Here is a 16,253-nt window from a genome sequence, read left to right as displayed (position 1 = left end):
CGGTCGCCGAGCATGCGGGCATCGCGAAGCGCGCGGCGTCGTCTTGACGCGTCGTTGACGCGGCGCCGCCGCCTTTTCACGCTCCCCTAGCCAGGTGTGACCTGCCCGACGGCGACGGCTCGGAGCCGGTAGTCCGTTCCGTGGTCGCCCGCTATGGGCTCCGCGAACTCGTCGCCGCCGCCCTCACCGCCGCCGCGGTCAAGGGGCGGTCCGCCATCGGGACATCTACTGATCGGGTGAGCCCGCGAACGGGCGGTGGCGACGGCGTGGAAGTCCCTTGCGGAGGATGGCCGTGGTTGCTGGCGACCTTCGCTCCACTGTCGTGGAGCCCGCGGGCTGATCGGCTAGTGAGCCTTCTGGTAGGCCGCGGTGATCTCGCTCGGAATGCGGCCACGGTCGGACACGGTCATACCCTGCCCACGAGCCCACTCCCGGATGGCCTGATTCTGCTCACGGTCCGATGACGGACGCGTCCCGCTGGTCGCGCCCCGCCGAGCTGCCGGACGGCCGGCGGCCCGGCTCCGACGTCGGCCGCCCTGTCGACGCGCGTGCGCCACATAGTTCTCCAGCGCCTCGCGCAACCTCTCCGCGTTCTCGTCCGAAAGGTCGATCTCGTAACTGACGCCGTCGAGCCCGAATTCGACCGTCTCGCCGGCCTCGGTCTGGTCGAGGTCATCGATCAGGGACACCACAGTCTTCCGCGCCATATGGTCCATCTTTCAAGGAGGTTTCGGTCGTTCTCGGTATCGTTATACATCAGCGCCGCAACCGGCGCGTTGGGAATGCCCCGTTGAGTGACGATCATTGCTGCACCGACAGCCGCTCGTACCGGCCCGAGTCTTCTTGTCGCCACTCATGACGTGGCGCGCCCGCGGTCGACGCCGGCGTGATCTGCTTCGGTCGCGCACCCGCCGCAGGGCGCTCTCTGCCTTGGCAAGAATTTCTCCATGCGCCCGGTAGTCGGGCATCCGGATGTCCGCTCGGCGCGACCTGGAGGAGGCGCATCGCGGCCTGTGTTCAGCAGGCCGGGGGTGCTGAACACCCATGGCGCGGCATTCGCTGTCGCAGACCGAAGCCTGGGTGGTGCAGGCTCGACGCGGAGATCCGCGGCGACTTCGGTAGCAGCGGCCCTGAACTGCCCCGTTTCGCGCGACGGTCCCACTCCGTCGCCGGTGTCCGCGGCGGTGCCCTCGAGGCGGTCGACGACGCGCTGGATCCCGGGGCGCCGCGCGGCGACGGCCTCGTTACTGGCAGAGGTCGTGGCTGTTGCCCGCGCGTCGGCGGGCTGCTGTCCCGCTCAGCGGAGTACGCGGTAGGTCACGTGCACGACCGAACGCGCTACCCGCGACGTCTTCTGCTCGAGAGCCAGCGGTGGGACTCCGTCGAACAGTCGTGAGCCCGCACCGAGGGTGAGCGGAACGATGTGCAACCGCAGCTCGTCGACCAGGCCGGCGGCCAGGTACTCGTTGATGGTGGTCGCTCCTCCGTGAATCGAGATGTCGCCGGAGCCGGCCACGGCCCGCGCCTGCGAGAGTGCCGACTGAATGCCGTCGGTGACGAAGTGATAGGTGGTGCCGCCCTCCATGGGTTGGGGCTCCCGGGCGTGGTGGGTGAGCACGAACACCGGCGCGTGGAACGGTGGATCGTCGCCCCACCAGCCGTTCCATGGGCGATCCCATTCGCCCCGTACGGGGCCGAACATATTGCGCCCCATGATGACCGCGGCGGCGGTGTTGATCTGCTCGACCTCCGCCTGGTTGTCGTCGCCGGGGTCGAACATCCAGGCGTGCAGCGTGTCGCCCCAGCCGTCACCGCCGTCCTCGCCGAACGGTCGTTCCTCGGTCTGGTTGATTCCGGCCGAATACCCATCGGCCGAGATCGTCTGGTTGGCGATCACCTGACCAGGATGTGCGGTCATTGCCTACTCCTTTGTTTCGACGTGGTCGTGGCTCTCGTGGGTCCTCGTCCTGTCCCCGTCGAGAGGAGCTCGTCGGTTCCCGGCCCTGCCGCGCGGCAGGAACAGAGCCGAAAGCAGTGCCAGAGCGAGCAGTACCTGCGCCCAGGTGAAGGTCGAGGCGTAGGCGTGGGCCAAGGGGGCGGCGAGCAGGGGGCGCAGTTGCTCGGGCGGGGCGCCCAGCACGATGGTGTCGGCTCCGGATGGAGTCCGTGCCCTCAGCTGGGCGACGGCCGGTGCCAGCCGGTTCTCGATCTCGTGGGAGAGGATCACCGAGAGCGTCGCGGTGCCGATCGCAGCGGCGCTCTGCTGAATGATGGTCAAGGTTGTCGTGCCGCGTGGGATGTCCGGTGGCCGTAGCGTCTTGAGCGCGATCGACATGGTCGGCATGCCGACCATGCCCATCGCGAGGCCCAGCACGAACAGTGCCCCGCCGATCAGCCAGTACGGGGTGGTGTCGGTGAGCTGGGTGAGCACCACGGTCACGCCGATGACCAGCGCCATGCCCGTCGGCACGAGGCGTGCGGCATGGCCGCGGTCGACCAGGCGGCCGGAGATCGGCAGGATGATCATTGCGCCGATTCCCTGGGGCACGATCAAGAGGCCCGCCTGCAGCGCGCTCTGCGCCCGCACCTGCTGGAAGTACAGCGGGAACAGCAGCATGGAGCCGAGTGCAGCGATCATGAACAGCGCCATTGTTGCTGCGGCGACCGAGAAACCCCGGCTGCGGAACAGCGTCAGGTCGATCAGGGCGTGCGGGGTGCGCGCTGCGTGCCACACGAACACGACGGCCAGGACGGCGCCGGCCCCTGCGGGGAGGTACACCTCGGGGTGGGCGACACCTCCGTGCGCGGGCACCTGGGCGAGGCCGTAGATCAGTGCGGCCAGGCCCGGCGAGAGCAGCAGCAGTCCGACCGCGTCGAGTCTCTCCGCTTCCCGGGGCTCGTCGTCCGGGAGGATGCGCGCGCCGAGAATCAGCGTCACGATGCCGATCGGAACGTTCACGGCGAAGATTGCGCGCCACGACAGGTCGTCGACCAGCCAACCGCCGAGGACGGGGCCCGCGATCGGCGCGAGCTGCATGGCGATGCCGAGTACGGCCATCACCCGGCCGATTCGCGCCGGGCCGGACGCGCCGACCAGGATCGCCGTACTGAGCGGGAGCAGCATGCCGCCGCCGAGGCCCTGCAGGACCCGGAAGAAGATCAGCGACTCCGCCGACCACGCGATGCCGGCCAACGCCGAGCCGGCGACGAACACCAACACTGCGGTGAGGTAGACCCGCTTGCTCCCGAACCGATCCGCGGCCCAGCCAGAAATCGGGATCACCGTGACGAGGGCGAGCGTGTAGCCGGTGATCACCCATTGCATCGTGGTGAGCGTGGTGCCGAACTCGACGATCAACTGATCGAGCGCGACGTTCACTACCGTGATGTCGAGCATCGCCATGACCGCACCGAGTACGATCACGCCGCCGATCGCGAGGATTCTCCGGTCGAGCTTGTCCGGCGTGGTTGCCGCGTTTTCGGTGCTGGTACCAGTGGTGGATTGTGCCAAGACCGTTCCTTGCTCGTCAGCGAACCGGCCGCTGTCTAGTGCTCGCCGGGTCAGTCAGCCGTCGCCCCTGGCGCGCAGAATCGGGCTGATTGACCCCGATCGATCGGGCCGGTTGGTGCAGGGGCTGGAGACAACGAGCGCTGATTCTGAGGTACGGCCCGGGTCTTGCCACAAGTCCCCCACTGCGCTATACGTTGAATACGGCAGAGAAGTACCGTCCATGTCGACCGACACGGACGCCCCGTCGGGGCCGCGTGGCCTGGGCTGCCGTTGCGACCAGCTCGACGGTGTCCTGCTCGCCGCGGCTGCGCAGGCGTGCACCGCTCGAGTTCGGTGGATTTCGCTGGCGTCGCGAGCAGCGGCGGCCGAGGCGCCGCCGTCCGCGGGCACACGTGCTCACGAGTCCATGGCCGCGGCTCAGGGCAGCTGACGCGGCGGACCCGATGGTGGAGTCGGCGGTGGTCTCGGTGGCGTCTGGCATCGGGAGACCACGACAACGACGTCGGGGAGGTCCGCGAGATCGAACTCGCGGCGCAGGCGATCCGCGTGGTGTTCGGCGGTGCCGAGCTCCCGGTGGGGCCCGTAGCAGTCGAGCTCCCCGGTCTGGGGATCGGCGACGATCACCACGAAGGCGTTGTCGTCGACGCCGTCACGGGCGCCGCTCATCGCTGCGGCTCCGCCCGGAACCGTGTCCGTGCGAGCGAGCTCAGCACGTCCTCGTGCATGGCGACAGCTCCCGGGCGCGAATCGTGGAGTGCTCGACCTGCACCCGCAAGAGGTCCCCGACCTGTCCTGAGCGCCCGGCTCCCGAAGCCACACATCACGCTCAGATAACGGAATACCCCGGAAGGTCCACGGCTCTAACATCACCACCCTGGTCATGGTCCGACCGACAACGGCGCCGAGGATCAGCGCGGCGGTCTCCGGGCGCCGGCGGGCCGAGGCCGCTCGACCGTGCCGTGAGGGTGTGCTGCGCAGAACCCTCGGGAACTCTGCCGACGCCACATGATGAGCACCGTGCGGAAGTGGGAGCTGGTGTCTGCGGTGACCGCTGTTCCTCCGCTGACCGCCAGCGCGACCGCGGTCTCGTCGAACGTGGGGATCCTGCGCCGCGCGGTGCGTCGATGGCTGGATGACGCTCTCGGTGACGACCCCAACGAGCTCGACGTCGCCGACGACCTCACGCTGGCCACCAGTGAGGCTCTCGAGAACGCGGCTGACCACGCCTTCGCCGAGACCGCCACGGTCGGCACGATGTGCGTGCGGGCGGACGATCACGGTGACCGCGTCACCATCGTGGTCCGCGACGACGGTCACTGGCAGGACCCCGACCCCGACCCCGGCCACCGCGGTCGAGGGATCGAACTCATGAATCGCCTGGCCGACCTCAGCCGCATCCAGCCCGGCCCGGGCGGGACCTCGGTGACTCTCGTCCATCACCGCATGCCCCTTCCCCGGCGCCACCGCGACCCGAGATAGCGCTCGGGCGGCACTCCGCCTCGGGAGCAGTTCCCCAAAGAAGAACTTCTACCGAATAATTTGACTCTTCCGCGTGGAAGAGAAACGTCGAGAACGGAACACGCGCATGATGTCACCGGATCGGAAGAGCGCAGATCGCGCTTTCGTCAGCCCTCGGTGACCATCTGGGTCGGCCAGTGGGGGAGACCCCCGAGAGGTTCATGACGCTGGGCAACCGTGCTGGCGTGCTGGCGTGCTGGCGTGCTGGCGTCGAGGGGTCGGGGCCACGGCGCGGGGCCACCGGGATGGTCTCGACGGCGCGCACCAGCTCGGGGTGGCCCGCGGTGATGTGCGGGACGCCGGTGAGCAGTTCCTGCTCCGCGCGTTTGGGCAGGGCGCACCTTCGCCCCGGGACGGGTCGCGACCCGCAGCCCCCCGAGCCTGCCGACGGGGGCCGTGCCGTGCGGTCAGGCCGTGCGGTCCGGGGCAGGCTCGCGCCAGCCGAGCTCGCGGGTGGCGAGCACGTGCTCGATGAGGAGCCGGGTGGACGGCGTCGGGTCCGGGTGGGTGACCATGTGCCAGGGCCGCTCCAGCGGGACGCCGGCGAGCGGCAGCTCGATCAGCGCGCCGGCGTCCAGCTCGCGATGCACGGCCTGCCGCGACACGAGCGTGACCCCGAGCCCGGCCACGGCGGCGGCGACGACCGCGCCGTTCGAGCCCAGCGTCATCGACGACGGAGCGATGTCGAGGCGTTCGAGCACGGCCGTGCAGGTGGCCCGCATCCCCGAACCGGGCTCGCGCAGCAGCCAGGTCACCTGGGCCGGGTCGAAGCCGGCCCGCTCCTGCGGCGCGCCGACCACGACCACCGCGTTCGGGCTCACCGCCCGCACCCGGGAGTCGAGCAGGTCGTCCGGTGGCCGCCCGGCGACGGCCAGATCGACCTCGTGGCGGCGCAGCATCGGCCACACCAGACCGCGGGGGGCGACCTCGAGCTGCAACGTCACGCCCGGGTGCTTGGCCCGGAAGGAGGCGAGCATGCCCGGGATCAGGTACTCCCCGGCGGTCGTGACGGCGGCGAGGCGGACCGCCCCGTGCTCGGGATCGGCCTCCGCGCCCGCCGCGAGGACGGCCTCGGCGTGCAGGCCGAGGATCCGCCTCGCGTACTCGACGTAGCGCTCGCCGGCGGCGGTCAGGCGGACCCCGCGCCCGTGCCGGGTGAGCAGCGCGGTGCCCACCTCGGCGCTGAGCGCGCTGAGCGCCGCCGACACCGACGACTCGGTGACCACGAGGCGCTCGGCGGCGGCCCGGACCGAGCCGGCCTCGGCCAGCTCGATCAGGGTCCGCAGCCTGGCGTTGGTGGTCACCTGATCCCTCGGTCGGTCCGCGTCAGTACGAGCGCACGGTCGCCCCGGAGTCGGCCTCCTCGCTGAACACGCGGCTGGCGAGCAGGTCCGCCGCCTCGATCGTGGTCAGCGCGGTCAGGTCGACCCGAGGGTCGTCCTGATCGAGGAGCCTACGGGCCTGCCGCAACCGGGCCCGCTCCATCGCGTTCCGGACGCTGCGCGCGTTGGCGAACCACGGCTGGCCCACGCGGCGCTCGAGGTAGTCGCGCAGCACCCCGCGCGCGTCGTCGGCGAACCGGTAGTCGAGATCGTCGGCCATCATCACCGCGATCTCCTCGAGCTCCTCGACCGTGTAGTCCGGGAACGTGATGTGGTGGGCGATCCGGCTCTGCATCCCGGGGTTCGCCGCGAAGAACACGTCCATCTTGTCGGCGTACCCGGCAAGGATCACCACGAGGTCGTCGCGGTTGTTCTCCATCACCTGCAGCAGGATCTCGATCGACTCGGAGCCGTAGTCCCGGTCGTTCTCGACCTTGTAGAGGTAGTACGCCTCGTCGATGAACAGCACGCCGCCCATCGCCCGCTTGACCACGTCCTTGGTCTTCGGCGCCGTGTGCCCCACGTACTCACCGACCAGATCGTCGCGGGTGACGCTCACGAGCTGGTTGCGCCGCAGGTAGCCGAGCCGGTGCAGCAGCTCGGCCATCCGCAACGCCACGGTGGTCTTGCCCGTCCCCGGGTTGCCGGTGAAGCACATGTGCAGGGTCGGACGCTGAGCGGTGATCCCGAACCGCTCCCGCATGCGGTCGATCAGCAGCAGGCAGGCGATCTCCTCGATCCGTGTCTTCACCGGGGCCAGGCCCACGAGCTCGGCATCGAGCTTCTCGAGCACCTCGTCGATGCCCGACTCCCGCCGCGCCTCGGCCAGATCGACCACGGCGTCGGACGAGAGCGCCTCGGCCTCCTGCTCGTCGTCGTCCCCCGGCCGGAACCCGAAGGAGTTCCGGCCGGTCTCGGCCGATGTGCTCATCGGTCACTCCGCCGGGGAGTACCGCTCCCCGGCGGGGCGGTCCGTGGCGTAGGCGTGGGCGGTGTACCGGATCCGACGGTCGTCGGCCTCCTGGCGCTCGAGGCGGAAGCCCGGCTCCTGCGGCGGGCGCTGGACGATGAACGAGAGCGCGGTCGTCTGGCGTCCGAGGCGCGCGTCGTAGGCGTTGAGCCGGATGTAGTGGTTCGGCTTCGCCTTACGGCACTCGTTGACCTCGAGCAGGACACCGGCCGGGTCCTTGAGGTCGAACATCGGCAGGCCCCACATCTCCCAGTAGATGTTGCGGGGGTGGGGGTCGTCGGTGAACTCCACCGACAGCGGCCAGTCGTTGTCCAGGCAGTACTCGATCTGCTGGGAGATCTCCTCGTCGGTGAAGTCGGGCAGGTAGGAGAACGTCCCCTGGGTGATGCGCATGATCCGGCTCCTCGTCAGACCGTGGTGGGCGTGGAGACCACGTCGGCGGTGTCGGTGGACTCGTAGTTGAACGTGATGTCACCCCACGTGGAGAGCGCCATGTCCAGCGCGCGGTTCTTCGACGCGGCCTTGCGCAGGACGTCCTCGCCCTCCTTCTCGTAGTCGCGGCCCTCGTTACGCGCCTTGATCATCGCCTCGAGCGCGACCCGATTGGCCTCGGCACCCGCCGCGATGCCCATCGGGTGGCCGATGGTGCCGCCCCCGAACTGCAGGACGGTGTCCTCGCCCAGCAGGTGCAGGAGCTGGTGCATCTGGCCGGCGTGGATGCCGCCGGAGGCCACCGGGAAGACCGGCGCCAGAGACTGCCAGTCCTGGTCGAAGTAGAGCCCCTTCACCGGGTCCGCGGCCACGTGGTCGTCGCGGAGGACCTCGTAGAAGCCGGCCGTGGTGTTCGGGTCGCCCTCGAGCTTGCCCACGACGGTGCCCGCGTGGATGTGGTCCACCCCGGCGAGCCGCATCCACTTGGCCAGCACCCGGAAGCTGACGCCGTGAGTCTTCTGGCGGGTGAAGGTGCCGTGGCCCGCGCGGTGCAGGTGCAGGATGACGCCGTTGGCCCGGGCCCAGGTCGCCATCGACTGGATCGCGGTGTACCCGACCGTCAGGTCGATCATCACGATGACCGAGCCGATCTCCTTGGCGAAGTTCGCCCGCTCGTACATGTCCTCCATCGTCGCGGCGGTGACGTTGAGGTAGTGGCCCTTGATCTCACCGGTGCAGGACTGGGCGCGGTTCACCGCCTCCATGACGAACAGGAACCGGTCGCGCCAGCGCATGAAGGGCTGGGAGTTGATGTTCTCGTCGTCCTTGGTGAAGTCCAGACCGCCGCGCAGGGCCTCGTAGACGACGCGGCCGTAGTTGCGGGCCGAGAGGCCGAGCTTGGGCTTCGTGGTCGCCCCGAGCAGCGGGCGGCCGTACTTGTTGAGGTACTCGCGCTCCATGACGATCCCGTGCGCGGGGCCCTGGAAGGTCTTCACGTACCCGACCGGGATGCGCATGTCCTCGAGCCGTAGCGCCTTGAGCGGCTTGAAGCCGAAGACGTTGCCGATGATCGAGCTCGTCAGGTTCGCGATCGACCCCTCCTCGAACAGGTCGATGTCGTAGGCGATCCAGGCGATGTACTGCCCCGGCGAGCTGGGCACCGCCTCGACCTTGTAACACTTCGCCTGGTAGTGCTCGTGGGCGGTGAGCCGGTCGGTCCAGACGACCGTCCAGGTGGCGGTGCTCGACTCACCCGCGACCGCGGCGCCTGCCTCCTCCGGCGGCACCCCGTCCTGTGGGGTGATCCGGAAGGTCGCCAGGACGTCCGTGTCCTGGGGGACGTAGTCGGGTTGCCAGTAGCCCATCTCGGCGTAGGGGATGACTCCGGCGTTCCATCGTTCGCTCATGCCCCGAGGGTCGGGGGCTCGGGCCTGGGCGTCTATCGAGTCTTTTCCGTGAACACTTGAGTGATGACCGAAGTGTCGCGGGAGGCGGCCGAGAACGACGCCGACCGGGCCGGCCCCCGCGAGCTCGCGGCCCTGACGGGGAGCACGCACCACGACGGACCTCCCACCTGGCGCGCTCGCCGGGGCGCCGGCGCTGTCCCGGAGGACGAGGAGCTCAGGGCTCGACCAGGCCGGCTCGGATGGCGAAGCGGGTGAGCTCGAGCCGGTCGCGCATGCCGAGCTTCTGCAGGATGTTCGCTCGATGACGGTCGACGGTCTTGACGCTGATGAACAGCGTTTCGGCGATCTCTCGGGAGGAGTGGCCCTCGGCGACGAGCTTGACGATCTCTTCCTCGCGGGAGGTGAGGAGGTGGCCTGCGACGGCCTGTCCGTCCCGGTGGCGTTGCAGATAGTCCCGGATGAGGGCGGTGATGGCTCCCGCGTACAGGAACGGTTCGTTGCGCATCGCCGCGCGGCAGGCTTCCACCAGGTCGCGGTCGGCCACCGACTTGAGCACGTACCCGCAGGCACCGGCTCTGAGTGCCTCGAAGAAGTACTGCTCGTTGTCGTACATCGACAGGATGAGGATGCGCACGTCCGGCGAGCGTCGCGACATCTCGCGGGCCGCCTGCAGCCCCGTCATCCGCGGCATCGCGATATCGACGATGGCCAGGTCGACGTCGCCGCGCATGCACCGCTCCACGGCTTCCGCGCCGTCGCCGACCTCGTCGACCACGACGAGGTCGGGCTCGCCGTCGAGGATGAGGTGCAGGCCGCGTCGAACCAGCGCGTGATCGTCCGCCAGGAGGATGCGAGTCCGCGTCGGCGGCCGGTCGACCATCACCGCGGCTCGACGGGCAGCCGCAGCCGGACCTCGGTGCCCCGGCGTGGGCCCGGCCGCAGGACGAGCTGGGCGTTGACGAGGATCGCCCGCTCCCGCATCCCGCGAATGCCGGTTCCCTCCGGAGCGCCACGCATGCCGACGCCGTCGTCGGCGATCCGCAGCACCACCCCGCTGCTCTCGTTGGTCAGCGACAGCTCGACCCGGTCGGCCTGGGCGTGTCGCGCGATGTTGGTGAGTCCCTCCTGGGCGACCCGGTAGAGCACGAGCTCGGCCGACCTCGGCAGGACGGGCAGGCCCTGATCCAGGTGGCGGGTGACCGGGACACCGGTGGCCTCGGCGAAGTCGCCGGCCAGCGCGCTCATGGCGCTGACCAGCCCGAGGTCCTCCAGCACACCGGGGCGCAGCCGCCGGGCCACCTGCCGGACCTCGTCCAGGCTGGTGCGGACCAGCTCCTGCACGGTCCCGAGCTCCTCACGCAGGTCGTTCGGGGCGCGGTCCACCGTGCGCTTCAGGCTCAGGAGCACCGCGGTGAGGCTCTGGCCGATCTCGTCGTGCAGCTCCTGGGCGATCCGTCGACGTTCGCCTTCCTGGGCCGCGAGCGCTTGTGCGCTGCTCTCACCCCGCTCGGCCTCCAGCCGGTCGAGCATCTCGTTGAACGTGTGCAGGAGATGCCCGACATCGCCGCCGGGGCTGACGGCGAGACGTTCCCCCGGCCGGAGGAGGTCCACGCGCTCCATGAGTGCCGTGAGCCCGTCCAGTGGTCTGAGGGTGACTCGGAGCATCCATGCGTTCACGGCCAGCATCACGCCGGCCCCGGCGGTGAGAACACTGACCTCGGTGACGGCGATCGGCGTCGAGACGGTGGCCGGCGACAGAGCGAGGACTCCCGTTCCGGCCAGGAAGACCAGGGCGTTCATCAGCAGCAACCGACGGAACAAGGCCGTGGCCGGTGTTCTCCTCCCGAAGAGATGATCCTCTCCGGAGGGTGGCGGGGCAGAGCCGACGATCGCGGCGGACATCGTCACAGCGTCACCCCGCCGCGTCGGGCTGTCCATGGAGCCCAGCCCCCAACTTTCCGCCGTGGTCGGTGGCCTCGAGACCGACGGCGGGGCGCCCGGGTCGATATGGGTGCTGGACCCGATGGCTGCGACGGTCGGGTCGGCCGACACTTCCCCCGAGGGCCCCGGCCCGGAACCGTTCGGTCGCCTCGACGGCAGCCTGGGCCGGGTTGGCCTTTCCGGGCGGGGTGGTGGTCGGAAAGGGGGTCGAACACGTGACTCCGTGGGCCGTGTGGCTGATCGCCGCGGCCGCCCTGTGCGCGCTCGAGGCATTCACGCTCACCGCCGTGGCGGGCCTGCTCGGCGGATCGGCGCTGATCGCCGCGGGAGCGGCGGCAGTCGGATTGCCGCTTCCCCTCCAACTCCTCACCTTCGCGATGGCCGCGGTGCTCGGCGTGGTGTTCCTGCGTCCCGTCGCCGCCCGCTACGCGCACGGGCCGCACGAGGAACCGTTCGGCGTGGACGCGCTCCGCGGACGGTCGGCCTTCGTCCTGCGCGAGGTGACCGGTCGGACCGGGACGGTGCGGCTCGGCGGTGAGGAATGGACGGCCCGAGCCCTGGACGGCGACACCCCGATCCCGGTGGGAGCCACCGTCGACATCCTCCGTATCGACGGCGCCACCGCCATCGTGTACCGACGGGAGTGATCGTGGAGTTGTCGTCGTTGACGGTCGCCGCGGTGGTGGTCGTCGTGCTGACGGTGGTGACCGTGACGCGCGCGGTACGCATCGTCCCGCAGGCCCGGGCACGCAACGTGGAGCGTCTCGGTCGGTATCACCGCACCCTCCGGCCCGGGCTCAGCTTCGTGATCCCCTACATCGATCGTGTCTACCCGCCCCTCGATCTTCGCGAGCAGGTGGTGTCGTTCGCTCCACAGCCGGTCATCACCGAGGACAACCTGGTCGTGGAGATCGACACGGTGCTCTACTTCCAGGTCACCGATCCGCGCTCGGCCGCCTACGAGATCGCCAACTACCTGCAGGCCGTCGAGCAGCTCACGGTGACCACGCTGCGCAACGTGGTGGGGTCGATGGACCTGGAGCGCACCCTGACCTCACGCGACAACATCAACAGCCAGCTGCGCAGCGTCCTCGACGATGCGACCGGGCGGTGGGGGCTGCGGGTCAACCGCGTGGAGATCAAGGCCATCGATCCGCCGACGAGCATCAAGGACGCGATGGAGAAGCAGATGCGCGCCGAGCGGGACAAGCGCGCCGCGATCCTCGCCGCCGAGGGCAGCCGGCAGTCCCAGGTCCTGACGGCCGAGGGGGACAAGCAGGGCACGATCCTGCGCGCGGAGGGCGAGCGCACCGCCCTGATCCTGCAGGCCGAGGGTCGGGCGCGCGAGATCGACGAGGTGTTCCAGGCCGTGCACCGCAACGATCCCGATCCCAAGCTCCTCGCCTACCAGTACCTCCAGGTGCTCCCGCAGCTCGCCGCCGGGGAGGGCAACACCTTCTGGGTGATCCCCGGCGAGGTCACGTCCGCACTCCGCGATGTCTCCCGCGCCTTCACCGAGACGCTGTCCCCGGTGGCCGGTCGAGACCACCCGGGCGAGTCATCCGACGAGCTCGTCGCCCGCGACACCGAAGCCGCGACCGAGGCCGTGGCGGACGCCGTTCTCGCCGCCGTGGCCGCCACCGAGACCGCGGCCGAGTCCGTGACCGAGTCCTCCGCCGAGCCCACCGACGACGTCGAACTCGTTGCGGATCGACAATAGGAGATCGAGGATCGAATTGACCGCGCCCTCACGACTCGAACGTCCTCCTCGAGGTCCAAGACCGGGAACTCGACAGACATCGGGTCGGTAAAGGGTCGCCCGCGACTTGGGAGTCGCCATGCCACTCACCCCGCCACCCCCCGACCCCGGCCCCCGCGACGCGCGCCCTCTCTCTGAACGGGAGAAGCATGCTCTCGCCGATCTCGAAGCCTCTCTCACCGCCGAGGCCCCCCGGCTCAGCGCCCGTATGGCGTGGGAAGGCCCTCGGTTGTTCAGGGGCGCCTCGCCGCGAGTCCTCAACGTCACCATCCAGGCGAGTGTCGTGCTGATCGTCGCGCTGGTCGTGTTACCTGCCGAATGGCGAGCCGGACTCGTCGTGCTCCTCGTCATGTCGATTCCGGTTCTCGTCGGCATGTACGCCACGCGCGACACCGGTCGGTCCGAGCCACCGACGACCCGGGAGCAGCCACCGTCGTGAGCCCTCCGTGGGTCGGTGCACTTCGTGCGGAAAGGTTCAGGTGAAGTACCGCAACGTGATGTACGACCACGCCATGATGCAGCTCAGGAGCGTGACCACGATGCCGTACTTGGTGAACTGCCAGAACGAGATCCTGTGCCCGGTTCGCGCCGCGACGCCGATCGCGACCACATTGGCGCTCGCCGCGACCGCGGTCCCGTTGCCGCCGAAGTCGGCTCCGAGGGCGAACGCCCACCACAGGGCCTGTCCGATGGCGGGATCCGGAACACCCGCCACCAGCTCCTCGACGACCGGCGCCATCGTCGCCGCGTAGGGGATGTTGTCGAAGAAGGCACCGAGCACGGCCGAGCCGAAGATCAGCGTGGTGGCCGCCGCCAGATAGTCGTCCCCGACCACCCGGATGGACCAGGCGCCGACCGCGTCGATCACCCCGGTGTTTCCCAGTCCGGCGACCATCACGAACAGACCCATGAAGAAGACCAAGGTCGGCCACTCGACCTCGCCCATCGTCTCGTGGATGTCGGCACGGGAGATCAACAACATGAGGCCGGCACCCAGCAGGGCCACGATCGACGGCTCCAGGTGCAACACCGTGTGCAGCGCGAAACCGGCGATGACGAGTCCGAGCACGTACAAGCAGCGCCTCAACAGACCTCGATCGGTGATGGCGCGGTGCTCGTTGAGCGTCATCACCTCGGCGGCCTTGTCCGGGTTGAACACGAACTCCTTGCGGAACAGCACCCGGGTGAACAGGACGAACGCGATGAACGTGACCGCCGAAATGGGAGCCATGTGGATGAGGAAGTCGTTGAAGGTGAGGCCGGCCCGACTACCGATGATGATGTTCGGGGGGTCGCCGATCAATGTGGCCGCGCCGCCGATGTTCGAGGCGAGGACCTCCGCGATGATGTACGGCTGGGCGGGAACCTGCAGTCGATTGCAGACCACCACGGTGACGGGAACCACCAGCATGATGATCGTGACGTTGTCCAGGAACGGTGAGGCGACGCCAGTGATGACCATCAGCATCACCATGAGCCGGTACGGCCTGCCGTGCGCGCGTTTCGCCGCCCAGATCGCGAGGAAGTCGAACATCCCGGTCTGCTTGATGACGCCGACGATCACCATCATGCCGAGGAGGAGGAAGATGACGTTCCAGTCGATTCCCTGCCGTTCCGAGAAGAACACCTGCGCGCCCGGGGCCAGCCCCAGGGCGGTCATCACCCCCGCTGCGATCAGAACCGTCTTGACCTTGTCGGCCTTCTCGGTGGCGATGAAGAAGAACGCGACCGAGAAGATGCCCAGCGCGAGCAACGCGCTCATCGCCGCGCCCCGGCCGCTCGGGTCGAGGCGAAGCGGCTCAGCCGGAGGAGTCGGCGCGCGACAGCGCCGCGAGCAGACCTTCCAGGGTGACGCCCCCGACCAGGTGACCCCCGCCGTCGACCACGGCGAGCAACGGGCTGCGCAGCCGCGCCATCAGCGCCGCGGCCTCGAGCAGTGTCGCGTCCAGGCCGATCGCGGCCATCCTGTCCCGACGCTGCGGCAGGCACTCGCCCACGGTCCGTTCGCCGAGCTCCTGCCAGAACAGGTCCGCATGCGGTTCGTCGATGGTCCGCGCCAGCGCCGGGTCCTCCTGGTGGGCCCGCGGCACGGTCAGACGCAGGACCTGCGTCCCCGGCAGTACGGCGAGGGGTCTGCGCCGTTCGTCGACCACGATCAGCCCCGGCAGGCGGGCACCCGCCATCAACCGCACCGCGGTGGCGACGCGGTCGTCGCCGGTCACGGTCGGGACCTCCATGAGGATCTCGTGGGCTCTCAAGGGCACATTCCCCCCCACATCCCGCGTGGTCCACCAGAACGTGGGCCGTCCGCGAAGCGGATGTCAACCAACGCACGGAGTCCCGCATGGTCACCGCCGGCATGGGTGATCGTCGGAGTAGGCCCAAGTGCCTGACAGTGCAGGCCTGCTCGAACGTGCTCCATGGGGTCCACCACCGAGATCGCGCGGGAAGAGTCATGTAGGAGCGCGGTCGTCTTCGCGGAGAGCGGCTCGAGACGTGGGCTACTCTCGAGCAGGGCTGGACACCGGACCGTCAGGTCACCGCACGCGTGGTGTCCTCCCGGCGCGAGCGTCGGCCGTCCAGGCTCGTCGCGACGACGACGAGCAGGCGCCAGCGGATCCCTCGGCGAGGCACTCGGCGGTGACGGGGCACGAACTCGACGAGGGGATACGGGCGATCATCGCCCGAAAGAGTGGCCGGGTCACGATTCGAGGACGAGTCACGACCCCGGCGGCCGAAGGTCGTAGTCGACTCCGGTCTGCGGTCGGCAACCCTGCTGCCAACGCCAGGCCCTCGGCCGTCTGTCGGCCCTGAGCTGGTCCGGAGGCGGGTCCGTGCGCCGTTCCCGGCGCTGGTTCTGGTGACGCGGGACAACGCTGCGTGTCTCCCTGTGGTGCACTGGGCGACCCGTTCGGGGGTCCCTCACCCGAGATCTGTCACGCACGATGAGCCAGGTTTGCGCGAGGGTCGCAAGCGCCGCACGTTGTTCGTGAGACGCATGGGGTGAAATGAGCGCAGAGGCCGTCAACGTCATCACCGTCGACCGCTCTCCGGCGCGGAGCTCGGTCGGCGCAGAAAGGACGGATCGGTCCCGATCGGGTCGCGTCGAGGCTCCGTCGACCGGTTCCCTGCCGTCGGCGACCGAGGGAGACGGTCGGGAGGGTCGGCGACCGGCGAAGGCGGCGGTGATCGGAGCGGTCGGGTCCCGTGTCGATCCGGGGGAGGCCGAGGAGTTCGTTCGGCTGTTTCACGCTGAGAACCCGGAGGCGGGGCCGGTCGAGCCGCGGGTGGCTGCGGTGTGTGAGGAGATCGCGCGTACCGGTACCTATGTTCA

At 69.4% G+C, this 16,253-nt stretch carries 16 protein-coding genes; 4 read left to right on the top strand and 12 right to left on the bottom strand.

From position 1 onward, the window contains the following. Positions 1-344: 344 nt before the first annotated feature. The 4 genes from AC2A1K_RS18245 to AC2A1K_RS18230 form a co-directional block, all read right to left on the bottom strand. A complete protein-coding gene (locus AC2A1K_RS18245) occupies positions 345-707 on the bottom strand; it encodes a histone-like nucleoid-structuring protein Lsr2 (protein ID WP_483897811.1) in 363 nt (120 codons plus the stop codon). 590 nt (positions 708-1,297) lie between these two features. After that, on the bottom strand, positions 1,298-1,897 hold the full coding sequence (locus AC2A1K_RS18240; protein WP_483897726.1) for a dihydrofolate reductase family protein: 600 nt from the start codon (positions 1,895-1,897) through the stop codon (positions 1,298-1,300). A 24-nt stretch (positions 1,898-1,921) separates the two neighbouring features. Beyond that, a complete protein-coding gene (locus tag AC2A1K_RS18235; RefSeq protein WP_483897725.1) occupies positions 1,922-3,511 on the bottom strand; it encodes a DHA2 family efflux MFS transporter permease subunit in 1,590 nt (529 codons plus the stop codon). 417 nt (positions 3,512-3,928) lie between these two features. Continuing rightward, positions 3,929-4,177 carry a hypothetical protein gene (locus AC2A1K_RS18230; protein ID WP_483897724.1) on the bottom strand — a complete coding sequence of 83 codons (249 nt, stop codon included), beginning with the start codon at positions 4,175-4,177 and terminating at the stop codon, positions 3,929-3,931. 351 nt (positions 4,178-4,528) lie between these two features. On the opposite strand from AC2A1K_RS18230, the gene AC2A1K_RS18225 reads away from it, so the two are divergent. Next, on the top strand, positions 4,529-4,990 hold the full coding sequence (locus tag AC2A1K_RS18225) for an ATP-binding protein (protein WP_483897723.1): 462 nt from the start codon (positions 4,529-4,531) through the stop codon (positions 4,988-4,990). Positions 4,991-5,436: 446 nt separating this feature from the next. On the opposite strand, the gene AC2A1K_RS18220 is transcribed toward AC2A1K_RS18225, so the two are convergent. The 6 genes from AC2A1K_RS18220 to AC2A1K_RS18195 all read right to left on the bottom strand — a co-directional run bounded on the left by AC2A1K_RS18220 (position 5,437) and on the right by AC2A1K_RS18195 (position 11,271). Then, positions 5,437-6,333, bottom strand: a complete 897-nt coding sequence (locus AC2A1K_RS18220; protein ID WP_483897722.1) for a LysR family transcriptional regulator — start codon at positions 6,331-6,333, stop codon at positions 5,437-5,439. Between the two features lie 22 nt (positions 6,334-6,355). Next, positions 6,356-7,342 carry a CbbX protein gene (cbbX, locus tag AC2A1K_RS18215; RefSeq protein ID WP_483897721.1) on the bottom strand — a complete coding sequence of 329 codons (987 nt, stop codon included), beginning with the start codon at positions 7,340-7,342 and terminating at the stop codon, positions 6,356-6,358. A 3-nt stretch (positions 7,343-7,345) separates the two neighbouring features. Further along, the gene (locus AC2A1K_RS18210; protein ID WP_483897720.1) at positions 7,346-7,774 is read right to left on the bottom strand and encodes a RuBisCO small subunit-like domain-containing protein; all 429 of its coding nucleotides are present in this window, start codon (positions 7,772-7,774) and stop codon (positions 7,346-7,348) included. Positions 7,775-7,788: 14 nt separating this feature from the next. Further along, positions 7,789-9,219, bottom strand: a complete 1,431-nt coding sequence (locus tag AC2A1K_RS18205; RefSeq protein WP_483897719.1) for a form I ribulose bisphosphate carboxylase large subunit — start codon at positions 9,217-9,219, stop codon at positions 7,789-7,791. A gap of 214 nt (positions 9,220-9,433) precedes the next feature. Beyond that, positions 9,434-10,099 carry a response regulator gene (locus AC2A1K_RS18200; RefSeq protein WP_483897718.1) on the bottom strand — a complete coding sequence of 222 codons (666 nt, stop codon included), beginning with the start codon at positions 10,097-10,099 and terminating at the stop codon, positions 9,434-9,436. Beyond that, on the bottom strand, positions 10,099-11,271 hold the full coding sequence (locus AC2A1K_RS18195; RefSeq protein ID WP_483897717.1) for a sensor histidine kinase: 1,173 nt from the start codon (positions 11,269-11,271) through the stop codon (positions 10,099-10,101). Before AC2A1K_RS18195 ends, AC2A1K_RS18200 begins: the two co-directional genes overlap by 1 nt. 104 nt (positions 11,272-11,375) lie before the next feature. Here AC2A1K_RS18195 and AC2A1K_RS18190 point away from each other — a divergent pair, with 104 nt between their 5' ends. The 3 genes from AC2A1K_RS18190 to AC2A1K_RS18180 all read left to right on the top strand — a co-directional run bounded on the left by AC2A1K_RS18190 (position 11,376) and on the right by AC2A1K_RS18180 (position 13,358). After that, positions 11,376-11,807, top strand: coding sequence for an NfeD family protein (locus tag AC2A1K_RS18190; protein WP_483897716.1), 432 nt, complete (start codon positions 11,376-11,378; stop codon positions 11,805-11,807). Between the two features lie 2 nt (positions 11,808-11,809). Further along, positions 11,810-12,880, top strand: a complete 1,071-nt coding sequence (locus AC2A1K_RS18185) for an SPFH domain-containing protein (RefSeq protein ID WP_483897715.1) — start codon at positions 11,810-11,812, stop codon at positions 12,878-12,880. A 118-nt stretch (positions 12,881-12,998) separates the two neighbouring features. After that, on the top strand, positions 12,999-13,358 hold the full coding sequence (locus AC2A1K_RS18180; protein WP_483897714.1) for a DUF3040 domain-containing protein: 360 nt from the start codon (positions 12,999-13,001) through the stop codon (positions 13,356-13,358). Positions 13,359-13,394: 36 nt separating this feature from the next. Here the strand turns inward: AC2A1K_RS18180 and AC2A1K_RS18175 are convergent, their stop codons facing one another. Together AC2A1K_RS18175 and AC2A1K_RS18170 are read right to left on the bottom strand one after the other, a co-directional pair. Continuing rightward, entirely contained in the window at positions 13,395-14,681 is a 1,287-nt protein-coding gene (locus AC2A1K_RS18175) for an ArsB/NhaD family transporter (protein ID WP_483897713.1), read from the bottom strand. Between the two features lie 37 nt (positions 14,682-14,718). Further along, positions 14,719-15,156 carry a CBS domain-containing protein gene (locus tag AC2A1K_RS18170; RefSeq protein WP_483897712.1) on the bottom strand — a complete coding sequence of 146 codons (438 nt, stop codon included), beginning with the start codon at positions 15,154-15,156 and terminating at the stop codon, positions 14,719-14,721. Between the last annotated feature and the right edge of the window lie 1,097 nt (positions 15,157-16,253).

Source organism: Actinomycetospora sp. 2LY8.5 (assembly GCF_057180585.1).
Note: the sequence above shows the minus strand (reverse complement) of the source record. Positions and strands in the feature narration are given on the sequence as shown.

What these genes read in the sequence shown, in the direction of transcription:
- AC2A1K_RS18245 (WP_483897811.1), bottom strand. Translation starts at nt 707, where the DNA reads ATGGCGCGGAAGACTGTGGTGTCCCTGATCGATGACCTCGACCAGACC.
- AC2A1K_RS18230 (WP_483897724.1), bottom strand. Translation starts at nt 4,177, where the DNA reads ATGAGCGGCGCCCGTGACGGCGTCGACGACAACGCCTTCGTGGTGATC.
- cbbX (WP_483897721.1), bottom strand. Translation starts at nt 7,342, where the DNA reads ATGAGCACATCGGCCGAGACCGGCCGGAACTCCTTCGGGTTCCGGCCG.
- AC2A1K_RS18210 (WP_483897720.1), bottom strand. Translation starts at nt 7,774, where the DNA reads ATGCGCATCACCCAGGGGACGTTCTCCTACCTGCCCGACTTCACCGAC.
- AC2A1K_RS18205 (WP_483897719.1), bottom strand. Translation starts at nt 9,219, where the DNA reads ATGAGCGAACGATGGAACGCCGGAGTCATCCCCTACGCCGAGATGGGC.
- AC2A1K_RS18200 (WP_483897718.1), bottom strand. Translation starts at nt 10,099, where the DNA reads ATGGTCGACCGGCCGCCGACGCGGACTCGCATCCTCCTGGCGGACGAT.
- AC2A1K_RS18180 (WP_483897714.1), top strand. Translation starts at nt 12,999, where the DNA reads ATGCCACTCACCCCGCCACCCCCCGACCCCGGCCCCCGCGACGCGCGC.
- AC2A1K_RS18175 (WP_483897713.1), bottom strand. Translation starts at nt 14,681, where the DNA reads ATGAGCGCGTTGCTCGCGCTGGGCATCTTCTCGGTCGCGTTCTTCTTC.
- AC2A1K_RS18170 (WP_483897712.1), bottom strand. Translation starts at nt 15,156, where the DNA reads ATGGAGGTCCCGACCGTGACCGGCGACGACCGCGTCGCCACCGCGGTG.